This window comes from Pseudomonas sp. D3-10, from assembly GCF_051132175.1.
Taxonomy (GTDB): Bacteria; Pseudomonadota; Gammaproteobacteria; order Pseudomonadales; family Pseudomonadaceae; genus Aquipseudomonas.
In genome coordinates this window covers 828,163-847,708 of sequence record NZ_CP071668.1, presented here as the reverse complement: position 1 = coordinate 847,708, position 19,546 = coordinate 828,163, and the positions used below count along the sequence as shown (strand labels likewise).

Here is a 19,546-nt window from a genome sequence, read left to right as displayed (position 1 = left end):
CGGAGCGACCGTGGGTGCGTGCTTGATTGCGATAGCGTCGTCACATCGACTGTAGATGTGTCGAATAGGCCGCCATCGCGAGCAAGCTCGCTCCCAAAAGGTTCGCAAGCTCGATCAGATGCCCTTGCGCCGCTCCGCTCGCGCCACCCGCTGCACTTCCTGACGCACCTCTTCCAAGACTTCCTGCACGTACAAGATGTGTCGGCTGGACACTTCCCGCGCCAACTCGGCGTGCCCGTCCATGATGGCTTGATAAAGCTCCCGATGCTGGCTGATCAGCATGTCGCGCGTCTCGCTGCGCTGCTTGTACATGCCGCCGATATTGGTCACCACATTGCGCTTGAGCAGGTCGAACAATCCTCGGATCGTATGCAGTAAGACAGCGTTATGGCTGGCCTCGGCGATCGCCAGGTGAAAACGCGCATCTGCCGCGCCCTCCTCTGCCCGGCTCACGTCCTCGTGGCGCGAATAACAATCCTGCAACGCTTCAAAGGCTGTCGTCAGCCGCTCCCGATCGACCTCCGTGGCCCGAAGTGCTGCGTAATAAGCGCAGGACGCTTCCAGGGTATGCCGGAACTCAAGGAGGTCGCGCTGCGCTTCGGGGTTGCTTTCCAAGAGGTGCAGCAGCGGATCACTGAACGTCGAGCCCAGCGACTCCACAACATAGTTGCCGCCGCCCTGGCGACTGATCAGCAAGCCCTTGGCCGTCAGTTTCTGGATCGCTTCACGCAACGAAGGACGTGACACGCCGAACTGCTCGGCCAGGGTCCGCTCGGCCGGCAACCGCTCGCCGGATTTCAACGTGCCCTCAAGGATCATGCCTTCAAGCCGCTCGACAATATCGTCAGACAAACGGCGCTGACGAATCTGATCAAACCCCATAACTCGACTCTCCACGGACCCGACAGCTCGCCGGGCTCTCTATTCTGGCCCATCCGAGCCCCTTCCACACCTATCAAAAACCACGGATGCCGACGGGGCGGATGCCATCGGCTGGGTGTTATGCGACGAAAGTTTCCGGGCGACAAATTGACACATGACAACCAAGGCTTTTACCCTAGCCGACAGCGCTTGTAAATTGGTATTACCAATTATCCAAAGCCGCTGACCAGTGCCTGACCAAAAACAATTAGGGGCTCACCCAATATGCAAACCTGGCAACAGCTTTACAGTCCGCTCGGCAGCCTAGGCCTGTCCGCACTCGCGGCCGTCATTCCAATCGTATTTTTCTTCCTTGCCCTGGCGGTGTTTCGCCTCAAGGGGCACGTGGCCGGCAGCATCACCCTGGCGCTGGCGATCGCGGTCGCGATTTTTGCATTCCAGATGCCGGCGGACATGGCGTTCGCGGCGGCGGGTTATGGTTTTGCGTATGGGTTGTGGCCTATCGCCTGGATCATCGTTGCCGCGGTATTTCTCTACAAGCTGACCGTCAAGAGCGGCCAGTTCGAAGTGATCCGCAGCTCGGTGCTGTCGATCACCGACGACCAGCGCCTTCAGGTGCTGCTGATCGGCTTCTGCTTTGGCGCCTTCCTGGAAGGTGCCGCCGGCTTCGGCGCGCCCGTCGCGATTACCGCCGCATTGCTGGTGGGCCTGGGCTTCAATCCCCTCTATGCCGCGGGCCTGTGCCTGATCGCCAATACCGCCCCGGTGGCATTCGGCGCGCTGGGCATCCCGATAATCGTGGCAGGCCAAGTCACCGGCATCGATGCGTTCAAGATCGGCGCCATGACCGGCCGACAGCTGCCATTGCTGTCGCTGTTCGTGCCGTTCTGGCTGGTATTCATGATGGATGGCCTGCGCGGCGTGCGAGAAACCTGGCCGGCGGCACTGGTGGCAGGCTTGAGTTTCGCCATCACTCAGTACCTCACCTCGAACTTCATCGGGCCGGAACTGCCAGACATCACCTCGGCCCTGGCCAGCCTGGTCTCGCTGACGTTGTTCCTGAAAATCTGGCAGCCCAAGCGCACCGCAGGCGCCCAGATCGCCGGCGCAACGTCCAGCGCAGCCATCACCGCCAGCGCCGGTGGTTTCGGCCAGCCTCGCAGCACCGTGGCGTCGCCCTACAGCCTGGGAGAAATCATCAAGGCGTGGTCGCCTTTTCTGATCCTCACCGTGCTGGTGACGATCTGGACGCTGAAGCCATTCAAGGCAATGTTCGCCCCTGGCGGCTCGATGTACGGTTGGGTGTTCAACTTCGCGATCCCGCACCTGGACCAGTTGGTGATTAAGTCCGCGCCAATCGTGGTCAACCCGACCGCCATCCCGGCGGTATTCAAGCTCGATCCGATTTCGGCGACCGGCACAGCGATTTTCTTTTCCGCGTTGATCTCGATGCTGGTGTTGAAAATCGATTTCAGAACTGGTCTTACCACTTTTAAAGAGACGCTTTTTGAGTTGCGCTGGCCGATCCTGTCCATCGGCATGGTGCTGGCCTTCGCCTTCGTCACCAATTTCTCGGGGATGTCGTCGACCATGGCCCTGGTATTGGCTGGCACTGGCGCAGCGTTCCCGTTCTTCTCGCCGTTCCTCGGTTGGCTGGGCGTGTTCCTGACCGGCTCCGATACCTCGTCCAACGCGCTGTTCGGTTCGCTGCAAGCGACCACCGCGCACCAGATCGGCGTCAACGACACCTTGCTGGTGGCGGCCAATACCAGCGGCGGCGTGACCGGCAAGATGATTTCGCCACAATCGATCGCCGTGGCGTGCGCAGCGACCGGGCTGGTTGGCAAAGAATCCGATCTGTTCCGTTTCACCCTGAAACACAGCCTATTCTTTGCAACGATCGTTGGCCTGATCACGCTGGCTCAGGCCTACTGGTTCACCGGCATGCTGGTTCACTGAGTACTACACGAAGCACTGAAAAAACCGACGCCGAACCGTAATCGTCGTCCGCTATTCACAACCGGGTCTGCAAGGCTGCTGAAAGATTTCCCCTCTATATTCAGCAGCCTCAGCAGACGGATAACCGGGACCACCCGGAGACACGCCTGATGAGCGAGCTTTTTTATAACGCCGTGCCGAACGCGACCCGTGTCGCCCCGCCATTGCCCGAGCCCCGGCAGTACCCCAGCGAGAAACCTGCTCGGGTCTTCCTCTTCGGGACATGCGTGGTCGACCTGTTCTACCCCGAAGCCGGGATGGATGCGATTCATCTCCTCGAGCGCGAAGGAATCCGGGTGGACTACCCACAGGGCCAGACCTGTTGTGGGCAACCGGCCTACACGTCGGGTTACACGGAACAGGCGCGGACAGTGGCGCGGGCGCAATTGGCGTCATTCGCCGAGGATTACCCGGTGGTCGTGCCGTCGGGCTCATGTGCCGGCATGCTGCGCGAGCATTATGCCGACCTGTTCAAGGACGAGCCGCAAATGCTCAAGCAGGTCCAGGCGCTGGCCGCCAGGACCTATGAATTGGCGGAGTTTCTGCTGTTCGTTTGCAAGGTGCAATTGAACGACAGTGGCACGCCAGTGAAGGTCGCGCTGCATACGTCCTGCTCGGCACGACGGGAAATGAACACCCACCTGCACGGCCGTGCGTTGTTGGCCCAGCTGCGCAATGTGGAGCGAGTCGACCACAGCCATGAGAGTGAATGCTGTGGTTTTGGTGGGACGTTCAGCGTTCGCATGCCGGATATTTCCGGCGCGATGGTGGCCGACAAGACCCGAGCGCTGAAGGAATCCGGCGCGCACCAGGTCGTCAGCGCCGACTGCGGGTGCTTGATGAACATCAACGGCGCCTTGGAAAAACAGCAGGAAGCGTTGCGCGGCCAACACTTGGCAAGCTTCCTCTGGCAGCGAACCGGAGGTGCCGCATGAGCACGCCGACGCTGATTCCGACCGTTGAGGTGCAGGAAGATTTTCGCGCCCGCGCCCACAAGGCTCTGGACGACACGCAACTGCGAAACAACTTTCGCAGCGCGATGGATTCACTGATGACAAAACGGGCAACGTCTTTCAGCGATGCCCACGAAAGAGAACATTTGCGAGTGCTCGGCAACGCTGTCCGGGCCCGCGCGTTATCCAAGCTGCCCGACCTGCTCGAGCAACTTGAAAGCAACCTGACCCGCAACGGTGTGAAAGTGCACTGGGCGGAAACGGTGGACGAAGCCAACGGCATCGTTCTTTCGATCATCCGCGCTCACGAGGCGCGGCAAGTGATCAAGGGCAAATCGATGGTCAGCGAAGAGATGGAGATGAACCATTTCCTCGAGGCTCGGGACATTGAGTGTCTCGAATCCGACATGGGGGAATACATCGTCCAGCTCGACCATGAGAAGCCTTCCCACATCATTATGCCGGCGATCCACAAGAATGCCGGTCAGGTCGCGTCCTTGTTCCACGACAAACTTGGCGTGGAGTACACCAAGGACGTTGACCAACTCATTCAGATCGGTCGCAAGGTCTTGCGGCAGAAATTTTTCGAAGCCGACATCGGCGTTTCGGGCGTCAATTTTGCCGTCGCCGAAACCGGCACGCTGCTGCTGGTGGAAAACGAAGGCAACGGGCGGATGTCCACTACGGTGCCGCCGGTGCACATTGCCGTGACCGGCATCGAAAAAGTCGTGGAAAACCTGCGGGACGTCGTTCCGCTGCTTTCGCTGCTGACCCGCTCGGCCCTGGGTCAGCCGATCACCACCTACGTCAACATGATCTCCGGGCCACGCAAGGCCGATGAGTTGGACGGGCCTCAGGAAGTCCACCTGGTCCTGCTGGATAACGGTCGCAGCCAGGCGTTTGCCGACAGCGAACTGCGCCAGACCCTGAATTGCATCCGCTGCGGCGCCTGTATGAATCATTGCCCGGTCTACACCCGAATTGGCGGGCATGCCTACGGTGAGGTCTACCCGGGGCCTATCGGAAAAATCATCACGCCGCACATGGTCGGATTGGCGAAGGTGCCGGATCACCCAAGCGCCTCCTCGTTGTGCGGCGCCTGTGGCGAAGTGTGTCCGGTGAAGATTCCGATCCCGGCCCTGTTGCGGCGGCTGCGAGAGGAAAACGTCAAGGCACCGGATAGCCCTAACCCGGTGATGCGCGGCCAGGGCAGCAAATACTCGGCCAAGGAACGGTTCATCTGGAATGCCTGGGCCCGGCTCAACAGCTCGCCACGGTTGTACCGGTTGTTCGCGTTCTTCGCCACGCGCCTGCGCGCCCTGACACCGCAGAACGTCGGGCCTTGGACCCAGAACCACAGCGCCCCGAAACCCGCCGCCCGCTCGCTGCATGACCTGGCCCGCGACCACCTGAACCCGCAGGAAGACCGCCGATGAGCGCCAAGGAAAATATCCTCGCCAAACTGCGTAAAAGCCTCACAGGCACAACTCCGGTTGCCGACAACTATGACGTCGAATTGGTGACGCAGACCTACCGCTACGCACCCGAAGAACGCATCCCGCAATTGCGCAAGCTGATGGAGGCGGTACACACCGAGATCCACCTGACCTCCGGTGAGAACTGGCCGGCGCTGCTGGCGCAACTGCTGCGGGACCGCCAACTGCCGAGCCTGCTGATCGCCCCGACGACGCCTCACGGGCAAAAAATCGCACAGTTCTGGGCGAACAATCCGGACCTGCCTGCTCTCAAGTTCTACGATCGGCCTGTGGAAGAATGGAAAGCCGAACTGTTCAACGAAACCCCCGCCAGCCTGACCGGCACCCTGGGTGCCATCGCCGCGACCGGCAGCCTGATTTTGTGGCCGACGCGGGAAGAACCGCGACTGATGAGCCTCGTCCCACCGGTGCATTTCGCCTTGCTCAAGGCCAGCGAGATCCGCGACAACTTCTATGAAGTGCAACAGGAATTCGAGTGGGCCCAGGGCATGCCCACCAACGCCCTGCTGGTATCGGGTCCGTCGAAAACCGCCGACATCGAGCAAGTCCTGGCCTATGGCGCCCATGGCCCGAAGGATCTGGTGGTGCTGATTCTGGAGGACCAATGACACTTCCGGCCCCTTTCCTGCGCGATGTCCTACAGCTGATCCCGCAGCAGCGACGTTTCGACGACCCGCTATCGACCTTGGCGTTCGGCACCGACGCCAGTTTCTATCGGCTGGTTCCGAAACTGGTGGTACGCGTCGAATCCGAAGACGAGGTGATTGCTATGCTGAAACTGGCCCAGCGTGATCGCGTTCCCGTCACGTTCCGCGCGGCCGGCACCAGCCTGTCCGGCCAGGCCATCAGCGACTCGGTGCTGATTGTGTTGGGGGATAACTGGAACGGTCGCGAGATTCGCCAGCAGGGCACGCAGATTCGTTTGCAACCCGGCGTGATCGGCGCCCAGGCCAACGCCTGGCTCGCCCCGTTCGGGCGCAAGATCGGCCCGGACCCAGCGTCGATCAATGCCTGCAAGATTGGTGGTATCGTCGCCAACAACGCCAGCGGCATGTGCTGCGGCACCGCACAGAATACCTATCACACCCTGGCCGGCATCCGCCTGGTCCTGGCCGACGGCACGCGCCTGGACACCGAAGACGCCGCCAGCGTGGCGGCCTTCCGGACGAGCCACGGTGAACTGTTGGAACGACTGGCGACCCTCGGCCGCGAGACCCGCGCCAACACGGAACTAGCCGCCCGAATTCGCCACAAATACCGTCTGAAAAATACCACCGGCCTGTCGCTCAACGCCTTGGTGGATTTCGACGAGCCTGTGGATATCTTGAGCCACCTGCTGGTGGGCTCCGAAGGCACCCTCGGCTTCATCAGCGCGGTGACCTACAACACCGTCATCGATCACCCGAACAAAGCGTCAGCGCTGATCGTATTCCCGGACGTGGAAACCTGCTGCAACGCCGTCACCGTGTTGAAAAGCCAGCCGGTTTCCGCCGTCGAGCTCCTGGACCGCCGCAGCCTGCGCTCGGTACAGGACAAACCCGGCATGCCGGATTTCGTACAGCATTTGTCGAACAATGCCTGCGCCCTGCTGATCGAATCCCGCGCGGCTTCGTCATCATTGCTGCAAGAACAGCTGGCACGGATCATGGCCTCATTGGCCGGCTTCCCGGTGGAAAAGCAGGTCGACTTCACCGAAGACCCACGGGAAAACGCTCGCCTCTGGGCGATCCGCAAGGACACCTTCCCCGCCGTGGGCGCGGTTCGCAAGACCGGGACCACTGTGATCATTGAAGACGTGACCTTCCCGGTCGAACAACTGGCTATCGGCGTGAATCGCCTGATCGCGCTGTTCGACAAACATCACTACGACGAAGCGATCCTTTTCGGACACGCGCTGGAGGGCAATCTGCACTTCGTCTTCACCCAGGGCTTCAACAATACCGAAGAAGTCGCACGGTACCAGGCGTTCATGGATGACGTGGCGCACCTGGTGGCGGTGGAGTTTGGCGGCTCACTGAAAGCCGAGCACGGCACCGGCCGCAACATGGCGCCGTTCGTCGAGCTGGAATGGGGCAGCGACGCCTATCAACTGATGTGGCAACTCAAACGCCTGCTCGACCCCAACGGCATTCTCAACCCGGATGTGGTGCTCAGCGAAGACCCACAGATTCATCTCAAGCACCTCAAACCCTTGCCAGCCGCCGATGAGATTGTGGACAAGTGCATCGAATGCGGCTTCTGCGAGCCGGTGTGTCCGTCCAAGGACCTGACCCTGAGCCCGCGCCAGCGCATCGTGATCTGGCGGGACATACAGGCGAAAAAACGCGATGGCATGGACACTTCGCAGCTCGAAGCGGCCTATCAATACCAGGGCATCGACACCTGCGCCGCCACCGGGCTGTGCGCCCAACGCTGCCCTGTAGGCATCAATACCGGCGAACTGGTTAAAAAGCTCCGCGGACGCGACGCGACGCGTACGAAAACCGCCGACTGGCTTGCGAGTAATTTCACAACCGCATTGCAAGGGGCGCGCTTTACCCTGCATGTTGCCAATGGTGCGCGGATGCTCTTGGGGGCGCCGAGGCTGGCGCGTTTGTCCGCAGGACTGACACGCTTGTCCAAAGGCCAGGTCCCACAGTGGACCCACGCCATGCCGCAGCCGGAAAGGGCCATTCGATTCAGTCCCGCCGTGTCGGACGAACGACCCAGAGTGGTTTATCTGGCGGCCTGCGTGTCGCGAGTCATGGGGCCTGCGGCAGGGGACAAGGAACAAATGTCGCTGCATGACAAGACTCGTGGCCTGTTGGAAAAGGCCGGCTATCAAGTTGTCATCCCGGACAATGTGGACAGCCTTTGCTGCGGCCAGCCCTTTGCGTCCAAAGGTTACGCCGACCAAGCCGAGCAGAAACGCCAGGAACTGATCGGCGCGTTGCTGCAGGCCAGCCGGGGCGGGCTCGACCCGATCTACTGCGACACCAGCCCCTGCACCCTGCGCCTGGTCCAGGACTTGGGCGACGTACGTCTGGATCTCTACGACCCGGTGCGCTTCATTCGCACGCACTTGATGGATCGCCTCGACTTCATGCCACAGGAGGCGCCTATCGCAGTGCATGTCACGTGTAGCACCCAACACCTCGGTGAAAGCCAGGCGTTGATTGACTTGGCGCGCAGGTGCAGCAAAAACGTGGTCATACCTGAAGGCATCCATTGCTGCGGTTTTGCCGGTGACAAAGGTTTCACCACGCCGGAACTGAACGCCCACTCATTACGCACCTTGAAGGATGCGGTACAACATTGCAGCGAGGGAATTTCCACCAGCCGGACCTGTGAGATCGGTCTTACGCAGCATGGCGCAATCGACTACCACGGCCTCGTCTACCTGGTTGATCGAGTGACCCGTGCCAGGGTGACGTGAAGAAAAATAGAACCCTTGAGCGAGACGGTAGTCCACAGAACAAGCCCCGAAGATCGGGGCTTTCCCTCCATTCGGTCATCCGTCCTGACGGCCAGCCAAGTCTGGATCCTCAGTTCAAGGAGATAGATATGAAGCGTTCTGCACTGTTAGGTCTGTTCGTTACCGCCTCAATGTTGGCAACCGGTTCGTTCGCAGCAAGTAAGCCGGACAGCCAGTGTGACACCAATATCCAAACCATCGAGAACGCCAAGACGCAGTATCAGTCTTCACCCGACTTACAGGGCCGTGTGGAAACCAGCGTGGCGAAGGCAAAGGCGCTCAAGGCTGAAGGGAAAGTTGACGATTGTGTCGCCGAAACCGATCGGACCATCCTGGAAATCAGAAAAACCTCTGACGGCACCAACAAGTGATCGATGAGCAGGCCAACCTTCGGGTTGGCCTGCTCGCTCGATTGGCGTACACTACGCAGGCCTGTCGCTCCAGAGATTCACGGAGTGCCAGGTTCGGGGCCGTTTAGGATTCGACGCCGGTTGCGAAACTTTAGGTGCATGCCGAGTTGGTAACAGAACTCGTAAATCCACTGTTGCAACTTCCTATAGTTGCCAATGACGAAACCTACGGGGAATACGCTCTCGCTGCGTAAGCAGCCTTAGCCCTTCCCTTCTGGTACCTTCGGGTCCAGCAATCACCAGGGGATGTCCGTAAACCCAAAGTGATTGTCATATAGAACGGAATCGCCGTGCAGTACGTTGTGGACGAAGCGGCTAAAACTTACACAACTCGCCCAAAGCACCCTGCCCGTCGGGTCGCTGCGGGTTAACTCAATAGACACGGCTAAGCATGTAGTACCGACAGCGGAGTACTGGCGGACGGGGGTTCAAATCCCCCCGGCTCCACCATTTTGTCTTCCCAGGAAGACCCAGAAAAGCCGTAAAGCCTATAGAAATCAAAGCTTTACGGCTTTCTTCTTGCCCGCGTTTTCCCACCTGGTCCCAGGACATCCCACGGTTGACGGGGCATCTATGGGGCATAAAACGCTCATCAGCTCGCTCGGAGAGGATGTGCCCCCAATGCCCCTGAAAGACACCAACTGCCGCAACGCAAAGCCTCAGGACAAGCCCTATCGCCTGTACGACGAACAAGGTTTGATACAGAGCGAGGACGGTTCTGTTGCGCGAGCGTTCTTAGGCCGCGAAACACGTGCAAAGACGGCGCAAAACCATGAAGTAGCAGAGTGGTTGGTTTATGAGGAACGCCGGCCCTCCCGATAAAACATTCCTTGCCAGCGACAGTGATGAATCGATAGTAAATATCAGCTGACGTAACATGGCCGCCCCGGACGTTCTCGCGACACCAGCCCACAGGAAAATTCGGGGGAATCGACGTTCCAATATTAGAGGTTCGGGTCCAGCACAATGACGCCTTGAACTTCCCTTCGCTCCAATAACGCGTGCGCCAGCCCCGTTTCGCTCAAGGGTAACGTCGCGCCAATGACTGGTCTGATCAATCCATCTGTAACGCCATCAGCGAGGAACTGCAAAGCCTCGCGAATCAATGTTGGGCGCTGGAAGAATGCCGGCAGGTACATGCCGGCCAAGGTTTGCGCTTTGGCCATCAACCGACGAGGCGGCAACGCCTTGCCTGGCCCCCGCGTGGAGCCCACCACCACACAACGTCCCAGCATGGCGAGACACTCAAAGTTCTGATCGAATACCTCGCTGCCGATGGTTTCGAGGATCACATCAACTCCACGCCCCTCGGTCAGCTCAAGCACGCGTTCCAGCCACTGAGGAGTGTCGTAGCTAATGGCATAGTCGGCCCCAAGACCGCGCACGAATGCGCGTCGGCTTTCAGTGCTGGCCGTACCGAAAACCGTCTTTGCGCCCATGGCTTTAGCAATCTGCACAGCCAGACTGCCAACCCCCCCGGCGGCGCCCTGAATCAAAACGCTTTCACCAGACTGTAAATGCGCGCATGTGCGTAGAGCTAGAAACGCAGTCACTCCCTGACAAGGTAAACCCGCCATGGCGACGTCGTTTGCTGACTCATCCAGCGTTACCAGCATGTCAGCACGAGCAATAGCCTGTTGTGCGTATGCGCCTTTAGGCATCAAGGCCATGACCTTGCGCCCGACAATGCCAGGGTCAACGCCCTCCCCTCTTTGCGAAACGCGTCCGACGACCTGAAGTCCGGCGACATGCGGCAGCGTGACACCTCCAACGCGTGTTTCGGGCCGGTTATACATGCCCAACCGCTCACGAATATCTGGAAAATTCACCCCGATCGCAGAGGTGTCTATCAACACCTCTCCGGCCCCCGGCGTGGGCGTTGGCAAGTCGACGTAGTCGAGTACTTCGGGCCCGCCGAAGCTACGGAACTGAATCGCTTTCATCATCTGAGGTCCTGGATTCTTAGCACGTCAGATCTGTGAACGCAGGCCTGACTTGGAGGCTGATCGGAGGCGCGGTATGTGCTGCCGAGCAAATCGCCACAGCATTGTTTCGGCTATTTCACCCCATTGAGAAACAGCGTGGCGTGTCTCAAAAACAGATCCGGGTATTGATAGATCGCGCCATGGTTTGAATCCGGGTAGATCACCAGTTGGGCGTTGGGCAAAGTCTGCTGCAAGGTCACGTCATTGGCCGTATAGAAGATAATGTCATGGCTACCGGCGACTATTAACGTCGGTTGCTTGATGCCTTTCAGATAATCATCGGCGTTGTCGGCCGGTACTCCCCAGGCCGCGATGGCGGCTGCTTGTGCGGGTGCAGTCTTGCTATCGACATCGACATCGCGATTGACCTTACGTGAGCGCAGACGGGTAAGGAACTCATGTCCGGCGGCCTGGCTTTCAGCGGTCTGGGTAAAGAAAACGTCCAGCAGCAGTTCATCCGGTACGGCTCGTTTTTTTGCCAGATAGCCCTGGAATTCCGGCGTCAGCGATTCCATACCAACTCCACCGCGAGGTGATGAGCCAACCAGAATCAGGCGACGTACGAGGTTCGGATGATCAAGCGTCACTTGCTGTGCGATCAGACTGCCCATGGAAAAGCCCAGCAAGTCAGCCTTTTTCACGTTCAGTGCCTGGAGCAGGCCGGCGGCATATTTGGCCATGCCTTCGATAGTGTTCGGCACTTCACCGCCGGAACTGGCGACGCCGGCATTGTCGAAGAGGATAATTTCCCGATCACGGGCAAAACCGTCGATGACTTTAGGATCCCAGCTGTCCAGGTTGCCAACGAAATGCTGGAGAAATACCAGTGGCACGCCACTGGGTTTGCCGAAGCGACGATATGCCAGGCGCACGCCGTCGACTTCGATGAACCGCGTAGGAGCGGTTTGATGGGTGTAGCTTTGAGCAGCTTTGTCTGCGGGGGTGGTGCTTGCCTGAACGGTCAGTGTCGAGCACGTAGCCGTCAGCGCGACGATGGCCAGGGTATGGCGCAACGCCCATCGGGTGTTGAGAACGGTCATGTAGAAATACCTGACAAAGACGAGTTGGTTTAGGGTCCGTCCTGACTGATTGCCGGTCGGGACGGAGCAGGATCAGGCCGGATTTTTTACACTTGGACGTTGCTGCACGTTTGTCTGCCATGCCAACAGCGCGCTGCATTGATCGGGAATGGCAATACTCGCGAAACCGGCGAAAATCAGCCCGGCAAATACCGTGATGTCGGCCATGGAAAAATGCTCGCCAGCGATATAGGGCTGGCTACGCAACACCTGATCGAAGTAGTGCATCCCAGCCACCGCTTTGTTGCGTTGACGGTTACCCCATTCGATACGACCTTCCCATTCAGGACTCTTGTATGGCTGAAGTGCGGCACCGAGCCCCGGCGTGGCGTGGTGGAAGTAATAGCCGACCGGATCCGCCAGCTCGGACTCCGCGCGCTTTTGCATCATGTGGATAATGGCCTTTTCCTTCGGCGTCTTGCCGGTGAGAATCGGGTTGCCGTCCAGATTGTCCAGATACTCGGTGATTGCGGTACATTCGGAAATGTTGGTGCCGTCATCCAATTGCAGAACTGGGACGGTCCCCAGAGGGTTGATCGCCAGGAACGCGGGTTGCTTGTGTTCCGCTGCGGGCAGGTCGATCTTGATGAACTCTATTTGCGAGCCCAGGCCTTTTTCGGCCAGAACGATACGAATGCGCAGCGGGTTAGGAAAACCAGGAATATCAAAAATCTTCATACGAGCTCCATACTATCTATCTACCTATCGATAGGTATAAGCTACGGCAAGAGTATTTTCACTGTCAACGTCTATCTATCGATAGAAAGGTAAAGTTGTGACGACGGATACGCGAGAAATGATCATGGCGGCTGCCCGAAAAATGGTGCAGACCCGAGGCTACAACGGCTTGAGCTTTCGTGAACTGGCCAAAGAGGTCGGCATCAAGAGCGCGAGCATTCACTACCACTTCCCTACCAAAGGTGACTTGGGTGCGGCTTTGGCCAAACGTTACACCGAGGATGGTCTTGAGTACCTTGATGGTCTACGCGCCCATTCCGAAGATCTGAATGCGTGGATGAAGGGTTACACCGACGTATTTCGCATGGCACTGGTCAATGACAATCGCATGTGCCTGTGCGGGATCATGGCTGCCGAATACGATGACTTACCACCAGAGGTGAGGACAGAGGTCGACGGCTTTACCGAACTGAATGTGCGCTGGTTGACGGAAGTCTTGTCTGTTTGCCGGCCACAGTTGAGCCTCGAGGAACGACAACATCAGGCACTGGCGATCTATGCGGCGGTGGAAGGAGCTCAGTTGATCGCTCGGGGGCGTGATGACATTAGCGTTTTTGACAAGACAATCGAGACGTATCGCTCGGCAGGTCTATTGCCTTAAGGTTCGCTGTTTTGTCGACACGCCTTGATTGAGGCGCCATCCCTGCAGCGACGCGAGCAATCGCTGCAGGTACCGCAATGAAAATCGATCAGGTGACTAACGACGCCGGCATCATCTCCAGTTCGACGATGATTGTTACGCTTGCTTTAGCTGAGGCATATACGCGGCAAGTTCAGCAGGATCAGTTGTCGGTGGGTTGAGCTCTGTGTTGATGGTTGAACCGCCTATGAATCGTTCGAAGATTTTCCAGCCGTGTTCAGTTCGACGCAAGCGATCCATCATGGGCGAGTACAGCCAGATGCCTGGCAAATCACCGGGACTATCGATGGCCTGCCCATCTCCCAGCATCGCTGCCAACGCTGGCGTGGCGTAGCGCACAAGCAAATTCTGATATCGCACCACTACTCCATCCTCATCGACATCAACGATGTGATTGGTAGCGTGTCGGCTGACCCCTGGGATCAGGTATGGGTAGTCCTTCTCGAAAAACTGTCGGATCTCATCGTGCCCACGAATGGTGCCATGGAAGTGGTAGGCGACGGCGTCCGGTAGAAATGCATCGACCATGGCCTCAACATCCCAAGTCTCAAACCACCAATTGACCCTGTTCACGAAGTCGATCGCGCTGATTCGCTCCGCTGTATCGACGCCACTCTGGGACGAAATTCTCGGAAAAGCTTTCATGAGTACTTCCTCATTTCAGGTAGGAAACTATATGTGCAATTGCACATATGACGAGCAAAAAAAATTTCATTTGCCACCGGTTTGCTCAAGAAGCGAGTTACGAATCTGCACAGCTGCGGCCTCACCGATTTGATCCTCACGCTCAAGCTGCGCAGCTTTCCAATGAGGTTCAGCCTCCTTGAACTTCGCTCGTCCTTGCGCTGACAGCGAGAGTCTGATGGCAGATCGCGGCCCTTCGGCATGGCTAGCGACATAACCTTCGCTCTGCAGCGGCTTCAATGCCCGAACCAACGTCGTTCGTTCCATGACCATCACCTCCGCCAGTTCGGCGATCATGATCCCGGGATGTTCATTGATCAGTGCAAGAACGGAAAATTGCGAGACAGTGAGGCTCGCAGCAGCCAGATGCCGGTCGTAGAGGCGGGTGAGCAGACGCGCATGGCGTCTTGCGGCGAGACAATGACAAAGGTCGGCGTCATGGGGGCTTTTCATGACGCCCATAATATGTGCATATACACACCAGTCAAGTACAAATATTGAGACACCGAGACTTGCGCGGTGCCAACGAAACTCATAAAGGTCGGTAAAACTGTCGCAACGGCCCCAGATCGCCCGTGTTCGCGGCATTCGCAAACCTAATTTACGAGGCTGGAAATTTATGTCCGAAACACGAGAACTCTACGGCGCGTCAACGGGAAACAGCATTCGAGCTGCGATCGCCCTTGCTGAAGCGGGCATAGAATTTACCCCGAGGTGCCTTGATCTGCGCTCGGGCGATCAGCGTGCCCCGGAATATCTGGCGCTTAACCCGTTAGGTAAGGTTCCGACGTTTGCCGATCACAGCGTTTCCCCCACCCTAGTCATCAATCAATCGAACGCAATTATTCAATACGCTGACGAGCAGGCGCCTGGTCGGCTGTCGCCCGAAAGACCGAGCGCTCAACGATATAGGGTTTATGACCGGTTTTATTTCTTCGTTACGGATGTTATCGCTCCTAGCCACAGCGCTTTTTTCCTGCGCCAGACAGGGCAACAAGACGCCTCTGCGCCACTGGATCGAAGAGCGCTGGAGCACCTGCTGATGGCGGAAGCTTTCCTTGAAGGCGAGTACATGGCGGGCGACTTCTTCTCAATGGCCGATATTTCGGCGTTTACGTTTGCAAGATCGGTGCACGGCCAAGTTGACTGGGAAAAACTGCCCCGTATGACACGCTGGCTGGCGTTGATAGAAACCCGGCCCGCAGTGAGGCTGGGTTTGCAGGCGTTTGAATCTGCGCCGTCGTTGCGAAAATAATCGTTCAGCGCCATGTCTTGATTTTCGCCTCCTGCAACAACGCCACCTCCCCCCTAAGGTACCGCTGATTTCCCCGAGCTGAATTATTCGTTGACAATGATTATTGTCATAATCTAATTATATTACAGCAATAATAATTTCCAGCGACATATTCGGTTGGAACCTAAGAGAGAGAAAACGATGACGAGCCCCACTATCCTCATTACCGGCGCCAGCGGTTTTACCGGCCGGAGAACCGTTGAGATATTGCGTGAGAAAAAATACGCGGTACGTGCGCTGGTCCGCACGAACGATGAACGAGCGGACAGATTGCGCCAACTGGGTGCCGATGTTGGGGTCGCAGACCTGCTGGACTTGAACGCAGTTCGAGCAGCGCTTGAAGGCATCAAGCGAGCTTATTTCGTTTACCCAATCGCACCTGGCTTGATCGAAGCGACTGCCCACTTCGCTCTCGCTGCTAGAGAAGCCGGGGTAGAGTCAGTTGTAAACATGTCTCAAATTTCGGCACGTCGCGTGGCCAAGAGTCACGCAGCCCTCAACCACTACACAGCCGAGCGAGTGTTTGACTGGTCGGGCCTGGATATGACCCACTTGCGGCCCACTTACTTTGCACAATGGCTGATCTACCCGCACTGGCGAAAACACATTGTTGAACACAGCGAGATTCGCCTGCCGTTTGGTTCAGGTCGTCACGCGCCGATCGCAGCAGAGGATCAGGCTCGGCTGATCGCTGCCATCCTGGAAAACCCGCAGCCCCACAAGGGCAGGACGTACCCGTTGTACGGTCCGGTGGAACTGAACCAACAGGCCGTAGCTGACGAAGTCGGCAGAGTATTAGGTCGTGACATCAAATACGTGGCGATAACACTGGATCAGTACCGCCAGGAGTTGCAGAGCGACGGCTTACAGCCTTTCCTCATTCAGCATCTGCTGGAAGTTGCCAAGGACTACCAGCAGGGTGTGTTCGCCGGTGAGGATTCCATTATTGGCGAAATCACGGGACAGCCACCGATGACTGTTCAAGCGTTCGTGACCTTACACAAGGATCTGTTCAGCAGATAAAACCCTTGTCGAGTTGCGATAAGCGATGCTGCAGCCAGACACCCGGAAGCCAACCTGCCTCCGGGTGTCACATTTCCCAAGGCAAGTATCCCCAGATGTGCATTCACCAACTATCCGCCTCAGGTGACGAGTCACTGAGCTCCGTCCGGACGTTTGAGCCGGGCCTGGTTTGCACAGGCCAGGAACGTCTCGATGACCTGGCTGCGGCGTTCGGCGAGGCAGTAAAGGTACGTCTCTGTATGCACCGGATCCCCTTCGATACGAATGGCTTTGAGGTTTGCACCTGGGATGTACTCGGCCTCGGATACAACACCCAGGCCGATGCCCCTGGCGACTGCTTCCCGTAGTGCCTCTCGACTACCGATCTCCATGACCATACGCGGCGTCACGTCCCGTTCGGCCAGCGCCCGCTCAAATGCCAGGCGTGTCGTCGAGCCTTGCTCGCGGCGTAACATCGGCTGCCCCTGTAGTTCTTCCAGGCGTACGACATCGCGCTGTGCCAGCGGGTGCTGGTGATGAGCAAACACGATTACCCGGTGCCGGGCATAGAGCGTGGAGTGGAACGACGGATCTTCATGCAGGCCTGCGAGGACTCCGATGTCTGTCACGTAGTTTTCCAAGTCCGCCAACACCGAGGCCGAGTTGCCCACCCGGATCGACAGCTCTACCTGGGGGAACTCGCGACGATAAGCATCGACCATTTCGATGACGTGAAACGGGCCAACCGCCCCCAGTCGCAACTGTCCCCTGACCATTGTCCCGGAGTCACGCAATAAGCCATGCGCTTCGGCTTCAAGGGCCATCAACTGCTGGGCGATAGGCAGCAGTTGGCGGCCAACCGTCGACAGCTCGGCGCGGCGCCCACGGCGGTGGAACAACTCCAGGTTATGCAAGCGCTCCAACGCCTGTATCTGCGTGGTCACCGTCGGTTGGCTAAGCCCAAGTGATCGTGCCCCCGCGCTGAAGCTTCGCGCCCGCACTACTTGATCGACACCATCGCCGAGTTGCCGGCAGTGATCGATGACATCAATGCACGCCTGTCGAGAGGCGAAATGCCTCAAAACACCTGAGTTCCCGGGTACCGGGCAGCTGGCATCGTCAATTGCCCTATCAGGCGCGCCGACCCTGGCGCAGCCCAACAAAAAAGACGCCCAAAAGGCGTCTTTTTTGTGCCTGCCATTTCATAACCCACGAAGCAGCGGCATTCATCTCCTACTAGTAGACCGATCGACTAGAAACGATTAGCATCGCCCCCATGAATACTCTAAAGATCCGCGAAACATCCGACGTCCGCCAAGGCATCCTTGATGCGGGCCAAAGAATCATGGCCGCCAAAGGTTATACCGCGGTGGGTCTGAACGAGATCCTGGCGACTGCCGGTGTGCCGAAGGGCTCGTTCTATCACTACTTTGGCTCCAAGGACGCGTTTGGCGAGGCCCTGCTCGAGAATTATTTCGAGACTTATCTCGACGATATCGACCGGACCCTCGCCCAGCCGGGCCTGACGATGGCGCAGCGTCTGCTGGACTATTTCCGCATCTGGCAGGACACCCAGTCCTTTCATGATTGCCAGGGCAAGTGCCTGGCGGTGAAGCTGGGCGTGGAAGTCGCTGACCTTTCCGAGGCCATGCGTGCAGTGCTTAACCGCGGTACGTCAGGAATCATCGATCGCCTGGCGAGTGGGATCGAGTCCGGCTTGGCCGAGGGCTCATTGACCATCAGCGGTACTCCCCACGAGGTTGCGCAGAGCCTCTATCAACTTTGGGTCGGCGCTAGCGTCATGGTGAAGATCACCAAGAGCGTCCAACCCTTCGAGACGGCGATGTCCACGACTCGCCAGCTTCTCAACCTGTCCTGATACACCGGCATGAGCGATGTAGCGCCCGTCACGGCGTCGCACTGCTCGCGTCATCCCTCGCCGCTTTTTCCCCGACATTTCTGCGATGCTTCCTACGCTCACTTGCAGCCCCTGAACAGCACCCGTAAAAAATTTCAAAAAGTTACTAGACGACCGGTCTAATTTGAAATACCGTAGCAGCACGTTCACCTCTGGGAACAAAGAACTACAGCCTTAGCCAGTCAACCAATGATCGTTCGCCGTCAACCAACTAGACGACCGGTCTAATTTAACGATTTGTCGTGACCTCACGACCCAACTGAAAAAAGGAAGCACAAAATGAAAATTCTCATGGTTCTGACCTCACACGACACCCTTGGCGATACCGGCCGCAAAACCGGTTTTTGGCTCGAAGAGCTGGCAGCGCCTTATTACACCTTCCTGGGCGCCAACGCCGAGATCGTCCTGGCGTCCCCAGCGGGTGGCCAGCCACCGCTCGATCCGAAGAGCAACGAGCCGTCCTTCCAGACAGACCTGACCCGCCGCTTCGAAACCGATGCCGTAGCCACAGCGCTGCTCGCCAACACCGTGCGCCTGGACAGCGTATCGCCTGCCGATTTCGATGCGGTTTTCTACCCAGGCGGCCACGGCCCGCTGTGGGATCTGGCAGAAGACCCGGTCTCGATCCAGTTGATCGAGTCCTTCATCGCCGCCGGCAAGCCCGCTGCCTTGGTGTGCCATGCCCCGGGCGTCCTGCGCCATGTAAAGAAGGCTGACGGCACACCCTTGGTCGAAGGCAAGCAAGTTGCCGGTTTCACCAATTCCGAAGAAGAGGCAGTCGGCCTGACCCACGTCGTGCCGTTCCTGGTCGAGGACATGCTCAAGGCCAACGGCGGCCTGTACTCGAAAGGCCCGGACTGGGCCTCCTACGTGGTTCGCGACGGCCTGCTGATCACCGGCCAGAACCCCGGCTCGTCCAGCGAAGCCGCGAAGGTCCTGACAGAGCTGCTGAACAACGCCTAATCAAGCCTTGGGCGGGAGACGCCGCAGGTCTCCCGCATTCTACGACATCC

At 58.2% G+C, this 19,546-nt stretch carries 19 protein-coding genes, 1 other RNA gene and 1 pseudogene; 14 read left to right on the top strand and 7 right to left on the bottom strand.

The window, feature by feature from the left end:
* Positions 1–114 precede the first annotated feature (114 nt).
* Positions 115–882, bottom strand: coding sequence for an FCD domain-containing protein (locus tag J3P90_RS03625; protein ID WP_420765594.1), 768 nt, complete (start codon positions 880–882; stop codon positions 115–117).
* Between the two features lie 264 nt (positions 883–1,146).
* Here J3P90_RS03625 and J3P90_RS03620 point away from each other — a divergent pair, with 264 nt between their 5' ends.
* The 8 genes from J3P90_RS03620 to J3P90_RS03585 all read left to right on the top strand — a co-directional run bounded on the left by J3P90_RS03620 (position 1,147) and on the right by J3P90_RS03585 (position 10,015).
* Complete coding sequence (locus J3P90_RS03620; RefSeq protein ID WP_434607855.1) at positions 1,147–2,841, top strand: lactate permease LctP family transporter; 1,695 nt, start codon at positions 1,147–1,149, stop codon at positions 2,839–2,841.
* 149 nt (positions 2,842–2,990) lie between these two features.
* On the top strand, positions 2,991–3,815 hold the full coding sequence (locus tag J3P90_RS03615) for a (Fe-S)-binding protein (protein ID WP_434675847.1): 825 nt from the start codon (positions 2,991–2,993) through the stop codon (positions 3,813–3,815).
* On the top strand, positions 3,812–5,269 hold the full coding sequence (locus J3P90_RS03610) for a LutB/LldF family L-lactate oxidation iron-sulfur protein (RefSeq protein ID WP_434675846.1): 1,458 nt from the start codon (positions 3,812–3,814) through the stop codon (positions 5,267–5,269). Before J3P90_RS03615 ends, J3P90_RS03610 begins: the two co-directional genes overlap by 4 nt.
* Entirely contained in the window at positions 5,266–5,937 is a 672-nt protein-coding gene (locus J3P90_RS03605; RefSeq protein WP_434675845.1) for a LutC/YkgG family protein, read from the top strand. Before J3P90_RS03610 ends, J3P90_RS03605 begins: the two co-directional genes overlap by 4 nt.
* Complete coding sequence (locus tag J3P90_RS03600) at positions 5,934–8,744, top strand: FAD-binding and (Fe-S)-binding domain-containing protein (RefSeq protein WP_434675844.1); 2,811 nt, start codon at positions 5,934–5,936, stop codon at positions 8,742–8,744. The genes J3P90_RS03605 and J3P90_RS03600 overlap by 4 nt, the downstream gene beginning before the upstream one ends.
* A 128-nt stretch (positions 8,745–8,872) precedes the next feature.
* Positions 8,873–9,154, top strand: a complete 282-nt coding sequence (locus tag J3P90_RS03595; RefSeq protein WP_420765600.1) for a hypothetical protein — start codon at positions 8,873–8,875, stop codon at positions 9,152–9,154.
* Between the two features lie 95 nt (positions 9,155–9,249).
* Positions 9,250–9,643: a transfer-messenger RNA gene (gene ssrA / locus J3P90_RS03590) on the top strand.
* Between the two features lie 171 nt (positions 9,644–9,814).
* On the top strand, positions 9,815–10,015 hold the full coding sequence (locus J3P90_RS03585) for a hypothetical protein (protein ID WP_434675843.1): 201 nt from the start codon (positions 9,815–9,817) through the stop codon (positions 10,013–10,015).
* A gap of 122 nt (positions 10,016–10,137) precedes the next feature.
* Here J3P90_RS03585 and J3P90_RS03580 read toward each other — a convergent pair whose 3' ends face one another.
* The 3 genes from J3P90_RS03580 to J3P90_RS03570 all read right to left on the bottom strand — a co-directional run bounded on the left by J3P90_RS03580 (position 10,138) and on the right by J3P90_RS03570 (position 12,935).
* Complete coding sequence (locus J3P90_RS03580; RefSeq protein WP_434675842.1) at positions 10,138–11,139, bottom strand: quinone oxidoreductase family protein; 1,002 nt, start codon at positions 11,137–11,139, stop codon at positions 10,138–10,140.
* Between the two features lie 110 nt (positions 11,140–11,249).
* The gene (locus J3P90_RS03575) at positions 11,250–12,218 is read right to left on the bottom strand and encodes an alpha/beta fold hydrolase (RefSeq protein ID WP_434675841.1); all 969 of its coding nucleotides are present in this window, start codon (positions 12,216–12,218) and stop codon (positions 11,250–11,252) included.
* Between the two features lie 72 nt (positions 12,219–12,290).
* Positions 12,291–12,935: a glutathione S-transferase gene (locus J3P90_RS03570; RefSeq protein WP_434675840.1), complete on the bottom strand. Its 645-nt coding sequence runs from the start codon at positions 12,933–12,935 to the stop codon at positions 12,291–12,293.
* Positions 12,936–13,053: 118 nt separating this feature from the next.
* Between J3P90_RS03570 and J3P90_RS03565 the strand changes: the two genes are divergently transcribed.
* Entirely contained in the window at positions 13,054–13,596 is a 543-nt protein-coding gene (locus J3P90_RS03565; protein ID WP_434675839.1) for a TetR/AcrR family transcriptional regulator, read from the top strand.
* Positions 13,597–13,731: 135 nt separating this feature from the next.
* Here J3P90_RS03565 and J3P90_RS03560 read toward each other — a convergent pair whose 3' ends face one another.
* On the bottom strand, positions 13,732–14,280 hold the full coding sequence (locus J3P90_RS03560; protein ID WP_434675838.1) for a nuclear transport factor 2 family protein: 549 nt from the start codon (positions 14,278–14,280) through the stop codon (positions 13,732–13,734).
* A gap of 66 nt (positions 14,281–14,346) precedes the next feature.
* Entirely contained in the window at positions 14,347–14,781 is a 435-nt protein-coding gene (locus tag J3P90_RS03555; protein WP_434607886.1) for a MarR family winged helix-turn-helix transcriptional regulator, read from the bottom strand.
* 157 nt (positions 14,782–14,938) lie between these two features.
* Here J3P90_RS03555 and J3P90_RS03550 point away from each other — a divergent pair, with 157 nt between their 5' ends.
* Together J3P90_RS03550 and J3P90_RS03545 are read left to right on the top strand one after the other, a co-directional pair.
* The gene (locus J3P90_RS03550; RefSeq protein WP_434675837.1) at positions 14,939–15,574 is read left to right on the top strand and encodes a glutathione S-transferase family protein; all 636 of its coding nucleotides are present in this window, start codon (positions 14,939–14,941) and stop codon (positions 15,572–15,574) included.
* A gap of 180 nt (positions 15,575–15,754) precedes the next feature.
* Positions 15,755–16,636, top strand: a complete 882-nt coding sequence (locus J3P90_RS03545) for an NmrA family NAD(P)-binding protein (protein ID WP_434675836.1) — start codon at positions 15,755–15,757, stop codon at positions 16,634–16,636.
* Between the two features lie 131 nt (positions 16,637–16,767).
* Here the strand turns inward: J3P90_RS03545 and J3P90_RS03540 are convergent, their stop codons facing one another.
* A complete protein-coding gene (locus J3P90_RS03540; RefSeq protein WP_434607892.1) occupies positions 16,768–17,616 on the bottom strand; it encodes a LysR substrate-binding domain-containing protein in 849 nt (282 codons plus the stop codon).
* Between J3P90_RS03540 and J3P90_RS03535 the strand changes: the two are divergent.
* The 3 genes and pseudogenes from J3P90_RS03535 to J3P90_RS03525 all read left to right on the top strand — a co-directional run.
* Positions 17,599–17,706, top strand: a pseudogene (locus J3P90_RS03535) (phosphonoacetaldehyde hydrolase); the annotation flags it as partial. The gene J3P90_RS03540 and the pseudogene J3P90_RS03535 overlap by 18 nt on opposite strands.
* A 185-nt stretch (positions 17,707–17,891) precedes the next feature.
* Entirely contained in the window at positions 17,892–18,494 is a 603-nt protein-coding gene (locus tag J3P90_RS03530; protein WP_434675835.1) for a TetR/AcrR family transcriptional regulator, read from the top strand.
* Positions 18,495–18,812: 318 nt separating this feature from the next.
* Positions 18,813–19,496: a type 1 glutamine amidotransferase domain-containing protein gene (locus J3P90_RS03525; RefSeq protein ID WP_420765626.1), complete on the top strand. Its 684-nt coding sequence runs from the start codon at positions 18,813–18,815 to the stop codon at positions 19,494–19,496.
* Positions 19,497–19,546 lie beyond the last annotated feature (50 nt).